19 protein-coding genes and 1 tRNA gene are annotated in these 22,227 nt (G+C 66.9%); 14 read left to right on the forward strand and 6 right to left on the reverse strand.

All coding sequences use genetic code 11. The features are described 5' to 3' along the window. The first annotated feature begins 120 nt into the window (after positions 1-120). Together P1K30_RS03505 and P1K30_RS03510 are read left to right on the forward strand one after the other, a co-directional pair. Entirely contained in the window at positions 121-1,347 is a 1,227-nt protein-coding gene (locus P1K30_RS03505; protein ID WP_275631276.1) for an aromatic ring-hydroxylating oxygenase subunit alpha, read from the forward strand. Between the two features lie 4 nt (positions 1,348-1,351). Next, positions 1,352-2,428: an FAD-binding oxidoreductase gene (locus tag P1K30_RS03510; protein ID WP_275631277.1), complete on the forward strand. Its 1,077-nt coding sequence runs from the start codon at positions 1,352-1,354 to the stop codon at positions 2,426-2,428. A gap of 13 nt (positions 2,429-2,441) precedes the next feature. Here P1K30_RS03510 and P1K30_RS03515 read toward each other — a convergent pair whose 3' ends face one another. From P1K30_RS03515 to P1K30_RS03525, 3 genes are all read right to left on the reverse strand, one after another. Next, positions 2,442-3,242, reverse strand: coding sequence for an endonuclease/exonuclease/phosphatase family protein (locus tag P1K30_RS03515; protein ID WP_275631278.1), 801 nt, complete (start codon positions 3,240-3,242; stop codon positions 2,442-2,444). Between the two features lie 156 nt (positions 3,243-3,398). Then, positions 3,399-3,485, reverse strand: a tRNA-Leu gene (locus P1K30_RS03520). A 153-nt stretch (positions 3,486-3,638) separates the two neighbouring features. Next, complete coding sequence (locus tag P1K30_RS03525; protein WP_275631279.1) at positions 3,639-4,946, reverse strand: peptidoglycan-binding domain-containing protein; 1,308 nt, start codon at positions 4,944-4,946, stop codon at positions 3,639-3,641. Positions 4,947-5,083: 137 nt separating this feature from the next. Between P1K30_RS03525 and lipB the strand changes: the two genes are divergently transcribed. Next, complete coding sequence (gene lipB, locus P1K30_RS03530) at positions 5,084-5,734, forward strand: lipoyl(octanoyl) transferase LipB (protein ID WP_275631566.1); 651 nt, start codon at positions 5,084-5,086, stop codon at positions 5,732-5,734. 539 nt (positions 5,735-6,273) lie between these two features. Next, entirely contained in the window at positions 6,274-6,570 is a 297-nt protein-coding gene (locus tag P1K30_RS03535; RefSeq protein ID WP_275631280.1) for an antibiotic biosynthesis monooxygenase family protein, read from the forward strand. A 6-nt stretch (positions 6,571-6,576) separates the two neighbouring features. Here P1K30_RS03535 and P1K30_RS03540 read toward each other — a convergent pair whose 3' ends face one another. Next, positions 6,577-7,143, reverse strand: coding sequence for a lectin-like protein (locus P1K30_RS03540; protein ID WP_275631281.1), 567 nt, complete (start codon positions 7,141-7,143; stop codon positions 6,577-6,579). 380 nt (positions 7,144-7,523) lie between these two features. On the opposite strand from P1K30_RS03540, the gene P1K30_RS03545 reads away from it, so the two are divergent. The 4 genes from P1K30_RS03545 (at position 7,524) to P1K30_RS03560 (ending at position 11,704) form a co-directional block, all read left to right on the forward strand. Beyond that, the gene (locus P1K30_RS03545) at positions 7,524-9,197 is read left to right on the forward strand and encodes a cytochrome c oxidase subunit I (RefSeq protein ID WP_275631282.1); all 1,674 of its coding nucleotides are present in this window, start codon (positions 7,524-7,526) and stop codon (positions 9,195-9,197) included. Positions 9,198-9,593: 396 nt separating this feature from the next. Next, complete coding sequence (locus P1K30_RS03550; RefSeq protein ID WP_275631283.1) at positions 9,594-10,145, forward strand: hypothetical protein; 552 nt, start codon at positions 9,594-9,596, stop codon at positions 10,143-10,145. 56 nt (positions 10,146-10,201) lie between these two features. Then, positions 10,202-10,735: a DUF2244 domain-containing protein gene (locus tag P1K30_RS03555; RefSeq protein WP_275631284.1), complete on the forward strand. Its 534-nt coding sequence runs from the start codon at positions 10,202-10,204 to the stop codon at positions 10,733-10,735. A gap of 6 nt (positions 10,736-10,741) precedes the next feature. Then, positions 10,742-11,704 (forward strand): hypothetical protein, encoded by a 963-nt coding sequence (locus P1K30_RS03560; RefSeq protein ID WP_275631285.1) that lies wholly within the window; start codon positions 10,742-10,744, stop codon positions 11,702-11,704. A 4-nt stretch (positions 11,705-11,708) separates the two neighbouring features. On the opposite strand, the gene P1K30_RS03565 is transcribed toward P1K30_RS03560, so the two are convergent. Together P1K30_RS03565 and amaB are read right to left on the reverse strand one after the other, a co-directional pair. Beyond that, the gene (locus P1K30_RS03565; RefSeq protein ID WP_275631286.1) at positions 11,709-12,986 is read right to left on the reverse strand and encodes an NAD(P)/FAD-dependent oxidoreductase; all 1,278 of its coding nucleotides are present in this window, start codon (positions 12,984-12,986) and stop codon (positions 11,709-11,711) included. Further along, positions 12,976-14,469, reverse strand: a complete 1,494-nt coding sequence (gene amaB, locus P1K30_RS03570) for an L-piperidine-6-carboxylate dehydrogenase (protein WP_275631287.1) — start codon at positions 14,467-14,469, stop codon at positions 12,976-12,978. The genes P1K30_RS03565 and amaB overlap by 11 nt, the downstream gene beginning before the upstream one ends. 129 nt (positions 14,470-14,598) lie before the next feature. On the opposite strand from amaB, the gene P1K30_RS03575 reads away from it, so the two are divergent. The 6 genes from P1K30_RS03575 to P1K30_RS03600 all read left to right on the forward strand — a co-directional run bounded on the left by P1K30_RS03575 (position 14,599) and on the right by P1K30_RS03600 (position 22,189). After that, positions 14,599-15,516 carry a LysR family transcriptional regulator gene (locus tag P1K30_RS03575; protein WP_275631288.1) on the forward strand — a complete coding sequence of 306 codons (918 nt, stop codon included), beginning with the start codon at positions 14,599-14,601 and terminating at the stop codon, positions 15,514-15,516. 700 nt (positions 15,517-16,216) lie between these two features. Further along, complete coding sequence (locus P1K30_RS03580) at positions 16,217-17,050, forward strand: sugar transferase (RefSeq protein WP_275631289.1); 834 nt, start codon at positions 16,217-16,219, stop codon at positions 17,048-17,050. 93 nt (positions 17,051-17,143) lie between these two features. Further along, entirely contained in the window at positions 17,144-17,980 is an 837-nt protein-coding gene (locus tag P1K30_RS03585; protein ID WP_275631290.1) for a CpsD/CapB family tyrosine-protein kinase, read from the forward strand. 53 nt (positions 17,981-18,033) lie between these two features. Next, complete coding sequence (locus P1K30_RS03590) at positions 18,034-18,342, forward strand: hypothetical protein (RefSeq protein ID WP_275631291.1); 309 nt, start codon at positions 18,034-18,036, stop codon at positions 18,340-18,342. Between the two features lie 95 nt (positions 18,343-18,437). Continuing rightward, a complete protein-coding gene (locus P1K30_RS03595; protein WP_275631292.1) occupies positions 18,438-19,577 on the forward strand; it encodes a metallophosphoesterase family protein in 1,140 nt (379 codons plus the stop codon). After that, positions 19,574-22,189, forward strand: coding sequence for an AAA family ATPase (locus P1K30_RS03600; RefSeq protein ID WP_275631293.1), 2,616 nt, complete (start codon positions 19,574-19,576; stop codon positions 22,187-22,189). The genes P1K30_RS03595 and P1K30_RS03600 overlap by 4 nt, the downstream gene beginning before the upstream one ends. Positions 22,190-22,227: the final 38 nt, after the last annotated feature.

Consider the following 22,227-nt stretch of genomic DNA (forward strand, 5'->3'; position numbering starts at 1 on the left):
TCAGGGCCCCCAGCCCTGCCGGAGTCACAACCACGGGCGCGGCCCGGAGCGCAGTCCCAGCGCCCCGCCCGCCCGACGAACCAAAGGGCCGCAGGGACATGCGGCCGCGGAGATTGGCATATGCAGGACACGCTTCGCGACCTGCTGGCCCGGCACACGCCCGGTCACGCGCTGGAACAGCCCTTCTACACCGACCCGGACCTGTTCCGCGCCGACATGGAAACGATCTTCTACCGCGACTGGCTGTACGCGATTCCGGCTTGCGAGCTTGAGAAGTCGGGCAGCTATGTCACCCACCGCGTCGGCGCCTACGGCGTGATCCTTGTCCGCGGCGCGGATGGCGAGATCCGGGCGTTCCACAACACCTGCCGCCACCGTGGCTCGGTCCTGTGCAAGTCGGCCAAGGGCAACTCGCCCAAGCTGGTCTGCCCCTATCACCAGTGGACCTACGAACTGGATGGCCGCCTGCTGTGGGCCCGCGACATGGGCGACGACTTCGACGCCTCGGCGCACGGGCTGAAGCCGGTGGCCTGCCGCGTGCTGGCCGGGCTGGTCTATATCTGCCTGTCCGATAACCCGCCCGACTTCGACACCTTCGCCGCGCTGGCCGGCCCCTACCTTGCGCCGCACGACCTGACGGACGCGAAGGTCGCTTACAGCTCGTCCATCATCGAGAACGGCAACTGGAAGCTGGTGTGGGAAAACAACCGCGAGTGCTATCACTGCGGCGGCAACCACCCTGCCCTATGCCGCACCTATCCCGACGACCCGGATGTGTCCGGCGTCGGTGACGGCCCGCCGCCCGCGCATATCGCCGCGCACTTCAAGAAGCTGGAAGATGCGGGCATTCCGTCCACCTTCCACCTTGCCGACAGCGGGCAGTACCGCGTCGCGCGGATGCCGCTGAAGCCCGGCGTGAAAAGCTACACGATGGACGGCGGCGCTGCGGTGACGAAGAAGCTGGGCCGCGTGCCGTTCGACGATGCGGGCACCCTGCTGAAGTTCCACTATCCGACGACCTGGAACCACTTCCTGCCCGACCACTCGATCACCTTCCGCGTGACCCCGGTGTCGCCCACCGAGACCGAGGTGCGGACGACGTGGCTGGTGCACAAGGACGCGGTCGAGGGCCGTGACTATGACCTGAAGCGCCTGACCGAGGTCTGGATCGCCACCAACGACGAGGACCGGCAGGTCGTCGAGGACAACCAGCAGGGCATCAACTCGCCCGCCTATCAGCCCGGCCCCTATTCCGAACGTCAGGAATCCGGCGTGATCCAGTTCGTCGACTGGTATCGCACCACGATGGCGTCGCGGTTGGACCCCGTGTCGCTGGCGGCGGAGTAGACCGATGAACCAGCTGGCCCGCGTATCCGCCGCCGCGATCTGGAAAGATGGCGAGATGCTGGAATGCACCTCGGTCCTGCCCGAGGTGCCTAACACCCGCACCTTCACGTTCCAGTCGCCCACGGGCGCGCTGTTCGACTTCCAGCCGGGCCAGTTCCTGACGCTGGAACTGCCGGTTCCGGGCGGCCCGGTTTGGCGCACCTTCACGATCTCGTCCTCGCCCTCGCGGCCGATGTCGCTGACGGTGACGGTCAAGGCGCAGCCCGGCAGCATCGGCGCGCGCTGGATGATAGACCACCTCGAACCCGGAATGCGGATCAAGGCAATGGGTCCGGCCGGCCTGTTCAGCTACATGAACCACGAGGCGCCGAAGTACCTGTTCATCTCGGCCGGGTCCGGCATCACGCCGCTGATGTCGATGACCACCTACATGTACGACGCCGGCGCAGAGCCGGATATCGTCTTCATCAACTGCGCCAAACGCCCGTCCGAGATCATCTTCCGCGAGCGGCTGGAACACATGGCGTCCCGCCTGCCCGGCATCGACTTGCGCTGGGTGGTCGAGGAACCCGACCGCTATCGCCCGTGGACCGGCTATCAGGGCATGTTCAACCAGCTGATGCTGGGCCTGATGGCACCCGACTATCTTGAGCGCGAAGTGTTCTGCTGCGGCCCCGAGCCGTTCATGCAGGCGGTCCGCGATGCGCTGGCGGGTCTTGGCTATGACATGGACCGCTATCATCAGGAAAGCTTCCAGGCCCCGGTCGAAACCGCGGATCAGGAAGCCCCGTTCGACGACGTGGTCCCGGAAGAGGACGAACTGGCCGAGATCATCTTCGCGTCCTCCGGCGTGTCGGCGCAGGTTCCGCAGACCGAGACCATCCTTGGCGCGGCGCGGGCCAGCGGCCTGAACATCCCTTCGGGCTGTACCTTCGGGATCTGCGGCACCTGCAAGACCCGCAAGATCTCGGGCGAGGTCCACATGGTCCACAACGGCGGCATCTCGGACGACGACATCGCCGACGGCTACATCCTTGCGTGCTGCTCGCACCCCATCGGGAAGGTCGAGGTCGAGGTCTAAGGGCGCGACACGCCTACAGGCTCAGCACCAGCGGACAGTGATCCGAGACCTCGGGATCTCGGATCACGTCGAAGCCGCGAACGTCCTGTTCACGGTTGACCAGCATGTAGTCGGCGAACCGGCCCGGCTTTGCGTAATGCGACGTGCGGGTCGTCTCGAACCCGCGCGCGGTCACCAGTTCGGTCAGGCCGGCATCGGCAAGGATTGCCAGCGTCTCGCTTCCCGGCTCGACGTTGAAATCGCCGCAGGCCACGACCGTATCGTTTGGCCCGGACACCTGCCGTGACAGATCGAGGAACCGGCGGGCCTGCGCGGCCCGGTCCGGGGTGTCCATCTTGCCCCGCAGATCGCGCAGCCCATGCATCTGCGTCACGCTGACGGTCCGGCCCGCGCCGTGGTCGAACACGCGCACTCCGTGGGCGCTGCGGGACCGTGGGTGCTCGCCAAAGCCGTTGGGTTCGTAGTCCTTGTGAACGAAGCCCTGCACCTGCCCGATGATGGGCAAAGAGCGATGCACGAAACTCGCCAGCCCCCATTGCGACGGGATCGCCCGGTCCCCGTCCCAAAGCGTGCCCTGCGCGGCCGGGCAGAACACCGCCACATGATCCGGCAGCGCCCCCGATACATCGCGAAACAGATTGGCCCGCTGCGGCAGGACATGATCGCCATCGCGGTAGGTCAGCCAATCCTTGTCCGAGGCGGGTCTGTGCGTGACCTCTTGCAGGCAAAGGATATCGGGCACGGTCTCGGCAAGGTAAGGCAACAAAGCCTCGTGCAGCTTACCGCCCCAGCTGTTCAGACACATGATCTTCATGGCTCTGCCCCCTCGTCCGCCCAATGCCGACTATCGAGGCTTGGGCAAGCGGCGGCAAGGTTTCCCGGACGACCACGATCGCCAACCGGCGGGCCCTGCGAACACGCCGTAACGCGGCCCCGAAGGGCGGTATTCCATTTACCTGTCCGGAAAATTTGGTGCGGTCGAGAAGACTCGAACTTCCACGGGTGTTACCCCACAGCGACCTCAACGCTGCGCGTCTACCAATTCCGCCACGACCGCACTCTGAATTGGTGGCGGGGGTTTAACCGACGCTTCGGGCGATGTGAAGAGCGATTTTGCCCCCGCACAACAAAAAGCGCAGCGTGCCGTAAAGGCATGAAAAAGCCCGGGCCGCGCGGGGCGGTCCGGGCCGTCGTTTCACCGATCAGAGGATCAGTTGTTGGTGTTGATCACCGGCAGCTTGCCCTTCGAAGACGTGTTCTTCGCGGCCGAGCTCGGGGCGCCGCCGTTCAGGCGGTACACAGCCTCGTCCACCAGCGCGCCGCGCACGCCGTCCACGGTGCCGAACACCGGGGTCGCGCCCGCTTCCAGCTCGTCCGTGGTCCAGACCAGCCAGTCGACGCCACGGTTCTGATTCTCGGACACGCCGAAGCCGTGGTACAGGTGGTGACCCATCAGTTCGCCATAGGCAGCCTCGTCCAGCGCGACCAGAAGCAGGGCCGAGCCAAGCGCGACGTTCAGCTCATCCTTCTTGTAACCGACGCCAAGGCAGATCTGCGCGGTCGAGGCCAGCTGACCCCGATCCGTGCCGCTGTCGTTGATGAAGGTGTCGACGGCCGAGATGACCTGAGCGCGGTCGGTGCCGTTCAGCATCGACACGTAGCTTTGGACGACCGGACCCAGCGCGTCGCACTGTGCTTCGATGTCGGCCATGCTGACACCCTGCACACCGCTTGCAAGCGCGGCAGAGGCTTCGATCGCCTCGGCGCGGGCGCCGCAGAACGCTTGGTTCAGGGCGGGAACCGGATCGGTCATCGCCGCCAGCGTGATGCGCGGGCCGGTGACGTCAGAACCCGAGCAGAACTCGGCCAGGTTGCCCTTGCCCGTGGGAACCGGAATCAGCGGCAGGCCCATCGGCGTGTCGTTGCTGGCCACTTCGGGCGTGGTGGTTTCCGGCACGGTCACGGTGCCAAGGTCGGTATCCATCGTCGCGACAGTCGGCGTGCTGGACACAGAGCCCGAGCCCGGCGGCGGGCCAAGCACAAGGTTGCGCTGCGACACCAGCAGGGCGCGAGTGCCCATCGGGTCGGTGCTGACCATCTGCGTCACGTCATAGCCGCCAGCCTGACCGCGGTTGTAGGCGGTGATCAAGATGTCATGCTCCGTGCCGGTCAGCTTGCCGGTCTGCGGAAAGCCCAGAAACGCCTGATAGGCGCGGACGGCCGCAGCGGTCCGTGCGCCGAAGACGCCATCGGCGTAGCCCGCGTTGAACGAGAAATAGTTCAGCGCGTTCTGCGTCACCCGGTTCGCCGCGCGCTGCGGGCTGTCAGGGCGCGCGACATAGACGGTGCCGCCGCCGCGCGGTTTGTTCTTGTTGGCTTCGTTCACGACAACGCCGGTAACGATCCCGCCGACGATGGCGCCAAGGATCGCATCCCCCGCATCGGCCGCCGCGCGTTGCGCCGGGCTGGCCAATGTCGCCGCGATGGCAGCAACGGCAATCAGTTTCTTTATCAACATTCGGACCCCTCCTGGGAATGAAATCAACTCGGATAGCTTTCGTGTACCATAAATCTTTGGCCGGATCAGCCATTACAGTGCAATACCTGATTACCTGACCTATGGACTTTGGCCTTTTTTTCGGGTGAATGCGCCTCATGGTAGAATGGATCACCTCTGACGGTCCCGTAGGGTACGAAGACGCTGTTTCCAAAATGGAAACGCGGGCTGCCGCAATTGCCGCAGGCACCGCCGAGGAACTGATCTGGCTGGTCGAGCATCCGCCGCTGTACACCGCCGGAACCTCGGCCAAACCCGCCGACCTGACCGACCCCGACCGCTTCCCCGTGTTCGAGACCCGGCGCGGCGGGCAATACACCTATCACGGGCCGGGCCAGCGCGTCGTCTACGTCATGCTGGACGTCGGACGCCGGGGCCACGACGTGCGCCGTTTCGTGCAGCAGCTGGAAGAATGGGTAATCGCCACCCTCGACCGGTTCAACGTGAAGGGCGAGATCCGCGAGGGCCGTGTCGGCGTCTGGGTCACCCGCCCCGAAAAGCCGCCCCTGCCCGACGGTTCACCGCGCGAGGACAAGATCGCCGCCATCGGTATCCGGCTGCGCAAATGGGTCAGCTTCCACGGAATATCCATCAACGTCGAGCCCGAGTTGTCCCACTTCGACGGCATCGTCCCCTGCGGCATCACGGGCCACGGCGTCACCAGCCTTGTCGACCTTGGCCTGCCTGTCACGATGGATGACCTAGACGTCGCGCTGAAGACGACGTTCAAGGACGTGTTCGGGGAATAACTTCCCTTACGTCACGACTTAGCCTGTCAGGTCTGGAATTCCGGACCGTATGGAATCCATTAATTTTAATGAAACCTTTCGGCAGTTTATAACGTTGTAAGATTGAACAGGCAGGAGAGATTTCCAATGAACGCTCAAATGCTCTTTTTGACGATGGTCGGGTTCGGCATGGCTCTCATCGTCCCTCTCGCCGCGGTGGCCGGTTAAAGCCATTCATGCCAGCACGGGGCTGCCCTAGCCCCTTGTCCCTGTCCCTTGACTGGCGCCCCGGCCTTTGGCCGCGGGCGTCTTTTTTTGGCGCTGCGAAGCCGTCGGGCCCTCGGTTCCCTCCCGTGCAGCGCAGCCAGCAGTTCGAGAGCCAGTCCGGTCTCGATCATCGTGCGACCCCCTGCGAGGACCCATTTCCGCGCTCGCGTGCCGGAGGTCATTGTCCGGCTCGTCTTTGTAAAGCATACCGCCTGTCAGTCCGAATTTGTGGTATCATGTACGTGTGAAGGCAGAGACGCAGGCAAGGACCGCTTATTCGAAAGGACGGTCCAGTGATCATGCGCATCTTTCAGGTCCGAACCCGCCCCGGCAAAGAGGCAGAGTTCGCCACATTCTTCCACGAAACCGCGATCCCGCTGATGAAGGGTACCGACGGCATTGTCGAGGTACTGCCCGGCGCACCGCATCCCGACACCCCGAGGGAGTTCTGCTTTGTGATGGTCTGGCGCGACCTCGACGCCCTGAAGGCCTTCGTGGGTAAGGACTATGCCAGCCCGCACATCGATCCGGCAGAGGCCGAACTGGTCGAGGAGCGGACAATCCGGCACTACGAGCTGGTCGAGGACTAGCCGACTTCAGGCCCGCCGTGTGCCGGCCCGGCGCAGAAGGCCGAATAGACCTAGTGCCGACAGCAACAGGCCCATACCTGCGGGAAGCGGCACCGTCTCGACCACATAGGCGCGTTTCTCGGCATAGCTCGGGCCAATGTCGTTCCATTCGCCCGCCCGGTTCATTTCAAGAAAGAACTCGCCGCCGGGGACGATGTCGTTCGGCTCGCCAAGCGCCCAATTCGTGTAGTCCCATGTCTCGCCATCGGCCCAGAACCAACCTGCATCCGGCGCGGGCGCAAGCGGGTGCTGGACGCCGCCAAGCCATGTCGCATCCGCCGAGGTCGACAGCAGCAGCCCCATAACAAAGGCATTCTCGGCGGCAGAGGTTATGCTGACAAGCGCCGATTTCGCCGAGAATGTCTTGGCCGCAAGATAAGCGTCATGCCAGGTCATCCCCGTCACCTCGATGATATCGTAGCGATGGTTGTTGCCCGACCACGTCACGGTGGTCGCGCCTGCGTCGCGCGGACCGGCCATCAGCGAAGCTGCACCGACCGCAAGGATTGCAGCAGATTGCGCAAGAAGTCTCATCAGGAATTCCCTCCCCCTTTGAATGCCCCGATCCCCCGCTTGCCCGGCGAAGACCCCTGTACCTCTTGCAAAATATCCGGCGTTTCGCGGGGGATGGCCCATTTCCTGACGCCAGAGCGAGCGCACGGTGGTTCCCTCGATCGCCGAAAACATAGGTACACATGGGCCTTGTGCGGCCCTCTTCCCCTATCGGCATCGTCAAAACGGCACCTCTTGACGACCAGCATGCGACATTCAGGCACGGTCACATTGACACAGATCAAATTTCGGGCGTTGCCGAGCGGGGGCGTGCCGACTAGAAACACATTCAATCGACGCGATCCCGGGGTGACTCGGGTCGTATTGACAAGAACAACCAATCGGGAACCCAGGAGGCACGCATGGCCGACGCCGCCATCCAAGGCCACGGACACGAGGACAACCGGTCCTTCTTCGTCCGCTGGTTCATGTCGACGAACCACAAGGACATCGGCATCCTCTACCTTTTCACCGCGGCAGCCCTTGGCTTTGTCTCGGTCCTTTTCACCGTGTTCATGCGTATCGAGCTCATGAACCCCGGTGTGCAGCACATGTGCATGGAAGGCGCGCGGATCTTCGCGAACGCGTCCGAAACCTGTACGCCGAACGGCCACCTGTGGAACGTGATGATCACGGGTCACGGCATCCTGATGATGTTCTTCGTGGTCATTCCCGCCCTGTTCGGCGGCTTCGGCAACTATTTCATGCCGCTGCAGATCGGTGCCCCGGACATGGCGTTCCCGCGGATGAACAACCTGAGCTACTGGCTGTTCACGGCCGGTGCGGCGCTGGCCGTGCTGTCGGTGTGGTCGCCGGGCGGCAACGACCAGATGGGGTCGGGCATTGGCTGGGTGCTGTACCCGCCCCTGTCGACGACCGAGGGTGGCTATTCCACCGACCTCGCGATCTTCGCGGTGCACCTGTCGGGCGCATCGTCGATCCTTGGCGCGATCAACATGATCACCACCTTCCTGAACATGCGTGCCCCGGGCATGACCCTATTCAAGGTGCCGCTGTTCGCATGGTCGATCTTCGTCACCGCGTGGCTGATCCTGCTGGCCCTGCCCGTTCTGGCTGGCGCCATCACCATGCTGCTGACCGACCGGAACTTCGGAACCACGTTCTTTGCGGCCTCTGGCGGCGGTGACCCGGTTCTGTACCAGCACATCCTTTGGTTCTTCGGCCATCCGGAAGTGTACATCGTGATCGTGCCCGCCTTCGGCATCATCAGCCACGTCGTCGCGACCTTCTCGCGCAAGCCCGTCTTCGGCTATCTGCCGATGGTCTGGGCGATGATCGCGATCGGCGCGCTTGGCTTCGTCGTCTGGGCGCACCACATGTACACCGTGGGTATGTCGCTGACGCAGCAGTCCTACTTCATGCTGGCCACGATGGTCATCGCGGTGCCGACCGGCATCAAGATCTTCTCGTGGATCGCGACGATGTGGGGCGGCTCGATCGAGTTCAAGACGCCGATGCTGTTCGCCTTCGGCTTCATCTTCCTGTTCACCCTGGGCGGCGTCACGGGCATCGTCCTGTCGCAGGCCCCGGTCGACCGCGCCTACCACGACACCTACTACGTCGTTGCGCACTTCCACTACGTGATGTCGATCGGTGCCGTGTTCGGGATCTTCGCCGGCGTGTACTACTACATCGGCAAGATGTCGGGCCGTCAGTACCCGGAATGGGCGGGCAAGCTGCACTTCTGGGCGATGTTCATCGGTGCGAACGTGACGTTCTTCCCGCAGCACTTCCTTGGCCGTCAGGGCATGCCGCGCCGCTACATCGACTATCCCGAGGCCTTCGCCTACTGGAACAAGATCTCGTCGCTGGGCGCCTTCCTGTCCTTCGCCTCGTTCGTGTTCTTCATCGGGATCGTGTTCTACACCCTGACCCGCGGCAAGCGCGTCTCGGAAGCGAACTACTGGAACGAGTACGCGGATACGCTGGAATGGACCCTGCCCAGCCCGCCGCCCGAGCACACGTTCGAGACGCTGCCCAAGCAGTCCGAATGGGACAAGGGCCACGCCCACTGAGGCACGCCTCGACATAACACTTCGGCAAGCCCCGCCCCCCGTGGACGGGGCTTGTCTTTTTCAAGCCTCCCGGCCCGCAGCGCATTTGCGGCCATCCGCGAGCAACCGAAGGAACCGCTCGCCCAATCCGAGGCGGACTTCCAACCGCCCCAAACCCGCCTGATCGAAGCCTCGAGCACAGAACGAGACGCCTTGGGATCATGCGAGCCGCTCCGAACAAGGTGAACCACATCGGGAACATGAGGCGCGCGGGGTTCGGCTACCGTTCGATCATCCACCCGCACTCACCAAGATTGTGACTGGATCGGTCCTACGCCTGCGCTACCTCGGCAACCTGACCCACCGAACCCTCGCCAGTGCATTCGTTACCAAGCATAGTTTTATCATCCGCCTACCATGACCGCCGTCCTCGCCATCACCCTCGGGCTGCTTCCGCTGCCCGCGCTTTTCGCCCCCAGGGGCCGATGGGCTGGCTGGCTTGTGGCCGCCGTCGCTGTGGCGTGGCTGGGGACGGCGATTGCCACCTATATGACGTTGCCGCCCGTCCAGAATGGGGCCATCGGGATGGCGCCCCGCGACTATCAATCTGTCCTGTACGGCCGATACGTGATCAGCCTTGCGCTGATGTTTCTTGCGGCGGGCGCGATCTATCTGGGGCTGGCACGCCTGCAGGCGTTGGTCCGGCCGGGGCTGTCGGCCCTGTGCGTCTACGCGAGCCATGTTTTCGTGCTGGTGCCTCTGTACATCAGCGCGAAGATGACTGGCATGACGTTTCCACGCCAATACGCCGACTACAACGCCCTGTCCGACCGCGCGAACGAACTGGCGGTCACGGCGCTTATGTTCGCCCTGATCGCGGCGGGCGGCTTTCTTGCGCTGGGTGTCTTCGGCATCATCCAACGCCTGCGCGACGATGACCCGCAGGACCCGCCAGACCCAGAAGCCTAAGCCAGCGCCATCTTGACCACTGGCCCGACGCGACGGAACCGCTTAGACACGATCCCATGCCTTACCGCTGGACACACGCGCCCACCGGCCCAGACACCGCTACGTCGCCGGACCCCGCCCCGGTGTGCACGCTGGAACTTTGGCCGCATCGCTCGCTGTCGCCCGAGGGCTTTGTCACCTTCTTCGGCATCACCTTCCTGATGGTGCTGGTGCCGCTGTTCTCGGTCATCGGCTCGCCGGTTCTGTGGGGGCTGTTGCCTTTCGTCATGGGGGCGCTGGCCCTGACGTGGACGCTGATGCGCCGAAACTCCCGCGATGCGGTCGAGCGGACCGAGACGCTGGCGCTGTGGCCCGAGCGGATCACGCTGATCCGGCGCGACATCGGCAAACCGGACCGCACGTGGGAGGCGAACCCATACTGGATTCGCGTCGAGATCCACGAGGACAACGGCCCGGTCGAAAACTACCTGACCCTGACCGGCGCGGGCCGCACGGTGGAACTGGGCGCCTTCCTAAGCCCGGACGAACGGGCAACGCTTCACAGGGAACTTCAGGACCGTCTTGCGCGGCTGGGCCAGCCGTCGCAATAGGGCAGCATGAGCCTGTGGATCGCCCTGCCCCTTGCCCTTGTCCTGATGGCCGCCGCCGGCATCTGGATCCACCACCTGTTCGAGGGCGAGTGGCTGCCCGCCGATCTGTATCGCGAATGGAAGCTGGGCCGCACGCCGCTGCATCGGCTGGATGCCCGCTGGGCCGCTGCCGCCGACCGATCGGACATCGTGGTCACGCTGACGACGACGCCCAGCCGTATCGGGCTGCTGGAGCCCACGCTGAAAAGCCTTCTGGACCAATCGCGACCGCCCGCCCGGATCGTGCTGAACGTGCCAGAGTTCAGCACGCGCGAGCAGGTCGCCTATACCATCCCCGACAGCCTCGCGTCCCTCAGATCGCTGGAAATCCGCCGCTGCGCCGACCTTGGCCCCGGCACCAAGCTGATCCCGTCGGTGCAGGCCGAAGCACCGGACACGCTACTTTTGGTGGTGGACGACGACCGCATCTATCCCCGCTGGCTGATCGCCTGCTATGAAAGGGCGGCCGTCCGCGACCCCGGCGTCGTGCACACGATGTCCGGCTGGATCGCGCCCGCAGACCTGACCGACCGGATGACGACGATCCGGTCGAACCTGTTCATGCAGCCGCCTGCCCCGATCCGCGCCAGCCGACTGCGCAAACCACGCCCGGTAGACATCTTCCAGGGCGTGATGAGCTATCTCGTCCGGCCCCGGTTCTTCGACGCCGCGCGGCTGGCGGATTTCTCGCAGGACCCGGCAGAGACGCGATACGTGGACGACGTGCGATCCTCGGCCCTGTGCAACGTGCCGATCCGGGTTCTGCCCGCACCGTCGCTAAGCTTCGTGCCGAAAGCGCAGGCCAAGCTGCTGCAAAGCACGCGGCTGGGGCTGGTGAACCGGGTACCGGGCGAAGGCCACAACCGCAACAACACCATCGCGCTGAAGCATTTCGCGGATCGCTGGACCGTGGGCGGACCGAAGGGATGACCTCTCAGACCAACCGCCGCGCGTGGTCCAGCGCGGCGCCCGCCTCGTAATAGACCGACCGCACGCGCGTGAACCGTTCGGCGTACCGCTCCACCGGCGCTAGCGGAAGCGCCTCGGGGGTGCCGTCCAGCAAGGCCCGCGCAGTGGCGGTGCCGAACACCGTGCCCGGCGCGATGCCGCGCCCCGAGTAGCCGAAGACCGCGTAGGCATCCGGCCCGAAGGCCACCACCTTCGGGATATGGTCCGACGTCATGCCGATACGCCCGTGCCACGCATGCTCGAACCGCACGTCGCGACCCTTGGTCTGCGGGAACAACCGCGCCAGCAGCTTGCGGGCAAAGGCATCATGGATCGGCCCCGACGGCGCCCCCCGATTGCCCATCGCCCCGACGATCAGCCGCCCGGCAGCGTCGACCCGGAACGAGTTCATCACCAGCGTCGTGTCCCAACACCCTTCCCCGCCGGGAAGGATCTGCGCCCGCAGGTCCGCATCCAGCGGTGCGGTGGCGTATTGCGAGAAACCGACAATCGCGACCTGAGGGCGGAAGGGATCGTCGATCCCAAGGTGATAGGCGTTGGTCGCCAGCAGCAGCTTCGCCGCACGAACGCTGTGACCGTTCGCCGTCAGCACCCATGTCCCGCCCTCGCGCCGCAGAGCCGTCACCGGGCTTTGCGCGTGAAGCCGTGCGCCCGCCTCGGCGGCCGCCCGCGCCAGCCCCCGGCAATACGCCAGCGGCTGTACCGTGCCCGCGCGGGGATCCAGCAACGCGCCGTGAATGGTGTCGGTGCCGACACGGGCCCGCGCCTCGGCGGCGTCCAGCAGCCGCACCGGCGCGCCGATGCGGTTGCCCTGCCGCACGCGGTTGCGCAGGTCATCCAGCCCCTTGTCCGAATGGGCGCAATGCAGCGTGCCGTTCTGCACCGCCTCGCACGCGATGCCATGCCTGCGCACCATCTCGAACACCGTGGCCGGTCCAGCGCCCAACGCGTCCATCAGCCGGGTTGCGGGCGCGTCTCCCATCAGGGCGACGATCTCGTCCGGTGGCAGCCATAACCCGGCGTTCACCAGCCCCACGTTGCGCCCGGACCCGCCGTGGCCGATCCGCTCGGCTTCCAGCAGGCAGACCGAGGCGCCCGACGCAGCCGCTTCCAGCGCGGCGCTGCAACCGGTGAACCCGCCGCCGATCACCGCAAGGTCGACCGTCGCATCCTGTGTCAGCGTCGGCGCCTGCACCGTTTCGGCGCAGGTCGCGTCCCACAGGTTGCCGGGCTTAGATGTCAAACTTGACGCCCTGCGCCAGCGGCAGCTCGGCCGAGTAGTTCACGGTGCTGGTCTGGCGCCGCATATAGCCCTTCCACGCATCCGACCCGCTTTCACGCCCGCCGCCGGTGGCTTTCTCTCCGCCGAACGCCCCGCCGATCTCGGCGCCCGAGGGGCCGATGTTGACGTTGGCGATGCCGCAGTCCGACCCAACGGCAGACAGGAAGGTCTCCGCCTCGCGGACGTTTAGGGTGAAGATGCACGACGACAGCCCTTGCGGCACGTCGTTCTGGATCGCGATGGCCTCGTCCAGTTCGGAATAGCCCAGCACATAAAGGATCGGCGCAAAGGTCTCGGCCCGCACGGTGTCGGTCTGCGTCGGCATGTCGACGATGGCCGGGGTGACATAGGCCCCGCCCGCGACCCCCTCGGCCACCGCGCCGCCGTGGACGGTGCCGCCCTCGGCCTTCGCGGCCTCCAGCGCCGTCATCATCGCCGCCTGCGCGCCTTCGTCGATCAGCGGACCCACCAGCGTTGCGCTGTCGCGCGGGTCGCCGATGGGCAACGAGGCATAGGCCTTCGCCAGCTTCTCCACCAACTCGGCCCGGATGCTTTCGTGCACGATCAGCCGCCGCAGCGAGGTGCAGCGCTGCCCGGCGGTCCCGACAGCCGAGAACACGATGGCGCGGATCGCCATGTCCAGATCCGCCGACGGCGCCACGATCATCGCGTTGTTGCCACCAAGTTCCAGGATACAGCGCCCGAACCGCGCCGCCACTTTCGGTCCCACGATCTCTCCCATCCGGGTCGAGCCGGTGGCAGAGATCACCGGAACCTCGCGCGCGTTCACCAGCGCCTCGCCGATCTCGGGGCCGCCGATGGCCAGCTGCACCAGCCCCTCGGGCGCCTTGCCGAACCGGTCGGCGGCGCGGGCGAAGATCTTCAGGCAGGCCATCGCGGTCAGCGGCGTTTTCTCGGACGGTTTCCAAATCACTGGATCGCCGCAAACCAGCGCCAGCGCCGCGTTCCACGCCCAGGGCGCAACGGGAAAGTTGAACGCAGTGATCACGCCAACCGGTCCCATCGGGTGCCACGTCTCAGCCATGCGGTGTCCGGGCCGTTCGGACGCGATGGTCAGGCCGTACAGCTGCCGCGAAAGACCGACGGCGAAGTCGCAGATGTCGATCATCTCCTGCACCTCGCCCAGCCCCTCGGACACGATCTTGCCCGCCTCCAGCGTCACGATGGCGCCCAGTTCGTCCTTCGCCTTGCGCAGCTCTTCGCCGAACAGCCGCACCAGTTCGCCCCGTTCGGGCGCGGGCACCTTGCGCCAAGCGGCGAAGGCTTCCTGCGCGCGGTCGATCACCGCAGGCATGTCCGAGGCGGGCGTCTGGTGCACCTTGGCGATTTCGGCGCCGTCGATCGGGCTTTTCACGGTCAGCGTGCCGCCCGTCAGCTCGTCATCGCGCAGGCCGGCCTTCTTCAGGTCTTCGAAGCTGTGCATGTCGTATCTCTCCAGTCTTCTCCCCCGTGCGACGACGCGCGCGGGGTGGTCGCATGTCATGCTCTCTTTAACGCTTCGCCCGGCGGGTGCATAACGACAATAACTCGACCGGACTGGACAAAAACTCACATGATCGCGCCGCGCCGTTTCCTGCCCTCCATGAGTTCGCTGCTGGCGTTCGAGGCCGTCGAGCGGCTGGGCAGCGCCACAACCGCCGCCGAGGAACTGTCGCTGACCCATTCCGCCGTCAGCCGCCAGCTCAAGGTGCTGGAAGGCCAGCTTGGCGTGCCGCTGTTCCGGCGCGAACGGCACGGCATGGCGGTGACCCCGGCCGGACAGGACTATGCGCAGGCCGTGCGCGACAGCCTGCGGGGCCTGTCCCGCGCGTCGTTGAAACTGCGCGCGAACCCGTCGGGCGGCAGCCTGAACCTGGCGATCCTGCCCGCCTTCGGGATGCACTGGCTGGCGCCGCGCCTGCGCGCGTTCGCCGGGGATCATCCCGAGATCACGGTGAACCTGTCGACCCGGCTTGCCCCCTTCGAGTTCGACCGCGAACCGTTCGACGCCGCGATCCACTTCGGGCAGCGCGACTGGCACGGCGTCAATTACCTGGAACTGTCGCGCGAACGTGTCGTCCCGGTCTGCGCCCCCGGCCTTCTTCCGGGCCCGGCCACGCCCGAGGCGCTGCTGGACCTGCCCCTGCTGCACCTCGAAAGCCGCCCCTCGGGATGGGAGGAATGGTTCGCCGCGCAGGACACACGGGCGGACGGACTGCGCGGGATGCTGTTCGACCAGTTCGCCACCATGGCCGAAGCGGCGGCGCTGGGATTCGGCGTGGCGCTGCTGCCCGACTACATGGCCCGGGCCGAGATCGCGCGGAACCGGCTGGTGCGCGCCGCCGAAGCCGACACCGAGGCGGCCGGGCGCTATTACCTTGTCTGGCCGCAGGGCACCCCGCGCCCCGCCCTGCAAGTCCTTGTCAAATGGCTTGAAATTCAGGTTTCCGTCGATCCGGGCCACGATCTGGACGCCGCCGCGGGTCGTTGACCGGGCGGTCAGGAATACATTACCACCCTTCGATTTCACCTTGCACCAGCGGTGCCGCGACTGCGAAGGTCTGCCCACATTGATTTCACCAGCCGCTTGGCCCCGACGGTTTAGCCGGGGACGGTAAGGCTTTAACTTTATTAGATGATGGGGGGTCGACGGATGTCGATAAAGGTCCAGCCACACGGCGGCGACCAACGCAGGTGGCCGTCTTCACGCCGCAGCAATTCCAGCCCACAGCCCAACGGCGCAGGCACGCGCCAAGCCTCCCCGCGCCAGCGCATCGCTTTGGGCCACGGCACGCTTGGCGTCGCGGCTGCGACCGTCAGCGCCGGTGGCGGGCCCGACCAAGACCTTTCGGCTCGATCAGCGATTTGTGGCGAGATTCCGCCGCACGAATCATGGCTCGAATAGGCCCTCAGGTTCCCTTTCGGCACCAATCCTCACGTCTGCCGCGCTCTGTTTCACCCGCTGCAACAGGCCCCAGACAGCGGACAATCCGAATAGGTTCTATTTTCAGGAACTTGGCATGAAACACGATCAATTCTCGTCTGCGCGATTAACGCCGCCACGGTCTCGCCCTAATATTGGCAACATCAAGGCATTTTCACGGCGTGCTGCAGCTTGCTGGGGGGTACTGCGCCACCGCGTCGATTGTCTTTCGCTGGATTGGGGTAAACGGGGTTCTTGGGGGACGGCTATGAGGGATTTGACCGAGGTCGAAGCCGACGCTGCTGATTTTTCTGCAGTCATGAGCATGGGCGAGCCCCGGATGGGGAAGCCGCGCCTTCGCCCGGACACGACCGCTGGCGCCGTCGTCCGGTCGCGTAAGGATCACGGCGCGCGCCCCGCCACCACGGCGGGCACCGCACCCGCGACCTCTGCCAACACGCCGAAAGCCCCCGCCAACGCACCGCGCCCGACGTCGTTCTACCGCGCCCGTGGCAAGCGGCTGCTGGATCTGGCCTTCGTGATGCTCACGCTGCCCTTCACCGTGCCCCTGCTGCTGTTGGGCGCGATCATGATCGCCCGGGGCGGCGGCCGGATCATCTATGTGCAAGAGCGCGTCGGTCAGCACGGCCGGGCCTTCAAGATGCTGAAATTCCGCACGATGGTCGCCAACGCCGAGGAAAAGCTGGAAGCCTGCCTTGCGGCCGACCCGGCGATGCGGGCCGAATGGGACCGCTGCCAGAAGCTGAAGAACGACCCGCGCATCACCCGCGCCGGGATGTTCCTGCGCCGCAGTTCGCTGGACGAACTGCCGCAGATCCTGAACGTGCTGCGCGGCGACATGAGCATCGTCGGCCCGCGTCCGATGATGCCGGATCAGGTCGAGAAATACGGCGACACCGCACCCTACATGGCGCACCGCCCAGGCCTGACCGGCGTGTGGCAGGTGATGGAACGCAACGAAAGCGACTTCGACAGCCGGTCTCGCGCCGACATCGAATACGACCGGACCTGTTCGGCGCGCGTCGACATGGGGCTGATCTTCAAGACCGTCGGTGTCGTCGTGAAAGGGACGGGCTATTGACCACCCTTCCGGCATCCGCGCCCGTGCGGCGGCCCGAACCGGCGGCCCGTGCGTCCGCCGCCAGACAGGCCGCGCCCGGGGCCTGAGGACGCCATGATACGGACACTCGTTTCCCGTCTCGATCCTCGCGGCGACCGGACCGGCACTGCCGGCGACGGCGCCCGCCCGCCCGGAGGCGTGCCGCGGACCGACCCCGCGCTGCCGGGGTCTTTTCCCGCGCTCACCGATCCGTCGCCGCCACCCGCGTGGTCGCGCCTGCGGCGGCTGGCCCGCAGCCCCAGCTACGGCCCCAAGGCCCGCGTCCGGCTGATCAGCTGCCGCCCGTCCGATCCCGCCGCCCTTGCGTTCGAGCATCTGCGCGGCCATCTGCTGCGGTCGTTGCCCGGCAACCGGATAGCCCGCATCGCGGTGATCGCGCCGACGCCCGACTGTGGCAGCACCTTCGCGACCGCCAACCTTGCGCTCAGCCTGTCGCGGATCAGCGCCTTCCGTACCCTTGCCCTTGACCTGAACCTGCCGCGTCCGGGGCTGGCCAAGGCGTTCGACATCCGCGGCGCCGGTGCCTTGGAAGACATGCTGACCGGCGCGCACCCGCCCGAGAAACACCTGTTCCGCATCGGCGAAACGCTGGCGCTGGGGCTGAACGACCGCCCGGTTGCCAACGCCTCGGCGCTGATGCAGGGCGACGCGATGTGGGACGTGCTGGACGGCATCCAGAACACGCTGTCCCCCGACATCACCCTGATCGACCTGCCCCCGCTGCTGCGCGACGACACCACACGGCTTGTCCTGCCGATGGTGGACGGCGTCCTGCTGGTCGCGGACGGCGCGCACACCACAAGCCGCCAGATCGCCGAGTGCGAGCGAAGGCTGTCCGACCGCGCCCCGTTGTTGGGGGTCGTCCTGAACCGCGCGGCCGAAGGGCCATAGGACCGACACCCCACACCATGCCCCCCCTCCACTCTGTTCGCCAACTTCTGCTCATGCTTCGCCGCCGCCGCTTCGCGCTGGCGGCAGTAGCGTTGATCGTGACCGCCTACCTGCTTCACGGACCCAAGCTTGCCGTGATCTTCGCGGCCTGCGCCCTGCTGCTGGTCGACCGCAACCGCCCCACGATCCACACCGCCGAGCAGATGGACCGAGAGCTTGGCCTGCGCCCGGTGGTGTCGATCCCGCATTTCGCCAGCCCGGCGGAAAAGCTGCGCGCCGACCGGGCGTATCGGTTCATCCGCGTCGCCTCGATCACGGCGCTGCTGGTGTTCTTCGCGGACTGGTTGCTGCCCTTCCTGTGACACATCGGCTGCCGCCGGGAAGCGTTTGACTTCGCGCCCCGATCCCGCGACGCTGTGCGCCACGTCCAAGCCCACGCAATCCACTGTCCTGCCTTATGCGCTTCATCCATAGCTCCGACCTGCACCTTGGTCGGCGGTTCGCAAATATCCCCGAACTGCCCGACACCAACACGCGCGGCCGCCTGATGGAGGCGCGGCACGGTGCGATCGCTCGGCTGGCCGCCGCAGCGCGCGACACCGGGGCAAGCCATATCCTGCTGGCCGGAGATACCTTCGACACCGCGACGCCCTCGACGCAGGTGATCCGGCGGGCACTGGCCGCGATGGGCGACGACCCTGACCTGCAGTGGTGGCTGCTGCCGGGCAACCACGACAACCTGCGCGACGCCGAACCCCTGTGGCAAGAGATCGCGCGCGCCGCCCCCGCCAACGTCCATGCCCTGACGCAGGCCGCGCCGGTCCAGTTGGCGCCGGACGTCACGCTGCTGCCCGCGCCAGTGACCTTCCGCAATCCCGGCACCGACCTGTCCGCCGCGCTGGTCGACATGCCCTCGCCCGAAGGCGCGGTGCGGCTGGGTCTGGCGCACGGCGGCGTCACCGACTTCACCGACAGCGGCGCGCATATCCCGCCAGACCGTGACCGTTCCGCCGGGCTTGGCTATCTTGCGCTTGGCGACTGGCACGGGCGGATGGCCGTCGGGGACCGCACTCACTATTCCGGCACGCCGGAACAGGACCGGTTCAAGCATGGCCGGCGCGGGGTCTGCCTGTCCGTTTCCCTGCCTGTTTCCCAGTCCGGCACGCCCGAGATTGCCGAGGTCGGGATTACCGAGGTAGACACGGGCGCCTTCCTGTGGTCCGAAGCTGAATTGCCGCTGCACTCCGGGCAGGACGCCGCCGCCGCGCTGGCTGACCTGCTGCCGGTTAGCGGACGTGGCGACATGCTGCTTCGGGTTCGGGCAAGCGGTTGGGCCGGTCTGCCGGAACAGGCGGCGCTCAAGTCTGCCGCCGCCGACGCCGCGCCCGACTTTGCGGTGTTCGAGCTGGTGACGACCGCGCTTGGCACCACCTACGAGACCGCCGATCTTGACGAGATCGACCGTGGCGGCGCCCTGCGGCTGGCCGCCGACCGGCTGCGCGCCGATGCGGAATCCGACACGCTGTCGCAGGATGACCGCGACATCGCCGCCGCCGCCCTGTCGCGGCTGTATGCCTACGTGAAGGACACCGCATGAAGCTGCGCGCCATCACGCTGGAAAACGTCCGCCGTTTCACCGACCCGGTCCGCGTGGACGGGATCGGCGACGGGTTGAACGTGCTGTGCGAGCCGAACGAGCACGGCAAATCCACCCTGTTCGACGCGATACAGGCGCTGTTCTTCAAGCCCCACGGCTCGCGCGACCGGGACGTCACCGCGCTGCGCCCCCACGCCGGTGGCGCGCCCCGCGTCACGGTCGAGGTCGAGACCGACGAGGGCGTTCTTGCCATCACCAAGCAGTGGCTGTCCAAGCCCATCGCCACCGTCACCCGCAACGGCACGCTGGTGGCGCAGGCCGATCAGGCCGAGACGTGGATCGCCAAGCTTCTGGGCGGCGGCGCGGGCGATCCGTCCGGTCTGGTCTGGGTGCGACAGGGCGCGACCGGCCTGACCGCGCCCAGCCGGAAAGAGGAAGAAACCGCGCTGGAAGCCCGGCGCGACCTGCTGTCTTCGGTCACCGGCGAGGTCGAGGCGATGACCGGCGGGCAGCGGATGGACACCGCGCTGAAGCGGTGCGACGCCGAGCTGGACCTTTACGCCACCAACACCGGCCGCCCCAAGGCCAACGGTCCGTGGAAAGAGGCGCAGGACGAGGTCGCGCGGCTGGAAGGCGAGCTTGCCCGCCTGACCGACACCGCAGAGGCGCTGCACGATGCGCTGGACCGCAGGCGCCGCGCCCGGCGCGCGTTGCAGGACCTTGAAGACCCCGAGGCGGTGGCCGCCCGCGTTGCCCGGCTGGACGCCGCGACGGCGGCCCATCGCGCGGCGGAACGGTACGGCCAGCAGGTCGACGAGGCCACCCGCGCCCGCGACGCCGCGCGGCTGGCACTGACCGCAGCACAGGACGCGTTGGACCGGTTCCGCGCCATCCATGCCGACCGGACAGAGGCGCAGACACAATTCGACGCCGCCGAGGCGACCGCGACGCAGGCCAAGGCCGCGCACGAAACGGCTCGCACACGCGCAGCAGAGGCCGCCCGCGCGCTAGAGGCCGCACAGGCCGCCGAGGCGCAGGCCGACGCCACCGCCCGCCGCGCACGGCAGCAGCAGGCCGCCCGCGACGGCGCGGCCCGCCGGGCCGAGCTGGCCGCGCGGATCGCGCAGGCGCAAGAGGCCCGCGCCCGGATGGAAACCGCAAGCGCCGCCGCCAAGACCGGGCCCGACGCCGCCGCGCTGCGCGAGCTAGAGGACAAGGCGCGCGCCGTCGCACTGGCCGAAGCCGCCCGCGCCGCGCAGGCCCCGCAGGTCACCGTCAGCTACGATCCCGGCGCCGAAGGCCGCGTCCGCCGCGAGGGCCAGCCGCTGGACGACGCCACCCCGCTTGCGGTCGTCGGTGCGACGGTTCTGACGCTCGACGGCATCGGGCGGCTCGACATCCAGCCCGGCGCCGGGTCCGGCGACGATGCCTCGGTCGAGACGGCGCAGCGGGCCTTGCGGCAGGCGCTGGACGCCCGCGCCCTGCCCGATCTCGACGCTGCCCGCACCGCCGCCGAAGCACGCGCCGAAGCCACCCGCCAGCACGGCGAGGCCCGCGCGGTCTATGCCTCGCTGGCGCCGGACGGGCTGGACGCGCTGCAGGCCGCGCTGGCCGCGATCCCCGAGGCCGACGCCCAGGACGACGCGCCCGATCCGGCCGAGGCCGACGCCGCACTGTCGCAGGCTGCCGACGCCCGCATCGCGGCCCAGTCCGCCCGCGACGCCGCCGCCGAGGCGTTGTCGGACGCCCGCGCGGAAGCGACCCGCAGCGATACCGCGCGCACCGCCGCTGCCGACCGATTGCGCCGTGCGAAAGAGTCGCTGGCAAAGCTGGGCGACGCCAGCGACGAGGCGCTGACCGCCGCCCGCGCCACCGCCGCCGACGCGCTGGAACAGGCAGACGCGACGCTGGCCGAACAGCGCCGCACCGCCCCCGACCTTGACGCCGCCGCCGCCAGCCTTGCCCGCGCGCAGGCGGTGGACACGCAGGCCCGCGCCGACATTGCCCGCCTGAAGCCCGAGATCGCGACCTTCGACGAACGGATCGCCGCCGGGTCGGGCCACGCGGTCGAGGAACGGCTGGCCGAAACCACCGAACAGTTGGAAGCCGCCCGCGCGCATCTTGGCCGCATTGACCGCGAGGTTGCGGTTCTTACCCTTCTGAAACAGGTGTTGGAGACCGCCCGTACAGAGGCGCGCGAACGGTATTTCGCGCCCATTGCCAAAGAGTTGCAGCCGCTTCTTCACATCCTGTGGCCGGATGCCGAACTGCAATGGGGTCACGAGACCCTGCTGCCCGAGACGCTGACCCGCGACGGGCAGGAAGAGAAGCTGACGGTGCTGTCCGGCGGCACGCAGGAACAGATCGCCCTGCTGGTGCGGCTGGCCTTCGCGCGGATGCTGGCCCGCGACGGACGCCATGCACCCGTGATCCTGGACGACGCGCTGGTTTTCACCGACGACGACCGGATCGAGCGGATGTTCGACGCGCTGCACCGGCAGGCCGGAGACCTTCAGATCCTTGTGCTGACCTGCCGCCAGCGTGCGTTCCGCGATCTTGGCGGGCGGACCCTGACGCTGGCCCCCGCAGGCGACACGGCGACCGCGCGTTGACCCCGTCCGCGCGATATGGTTCCTGACCGCACTGCCTG

This window comes from Psychromarinibacter halotolerans (assembly GCF_029168315.1).
Lineage (GTDB): Bacteria > Pseudomonadota > Alphaproteobacteria > Rhodobacterales > Rhodobacteraceae > Psychromarinibacter > Psychromarinibacter halotolerans.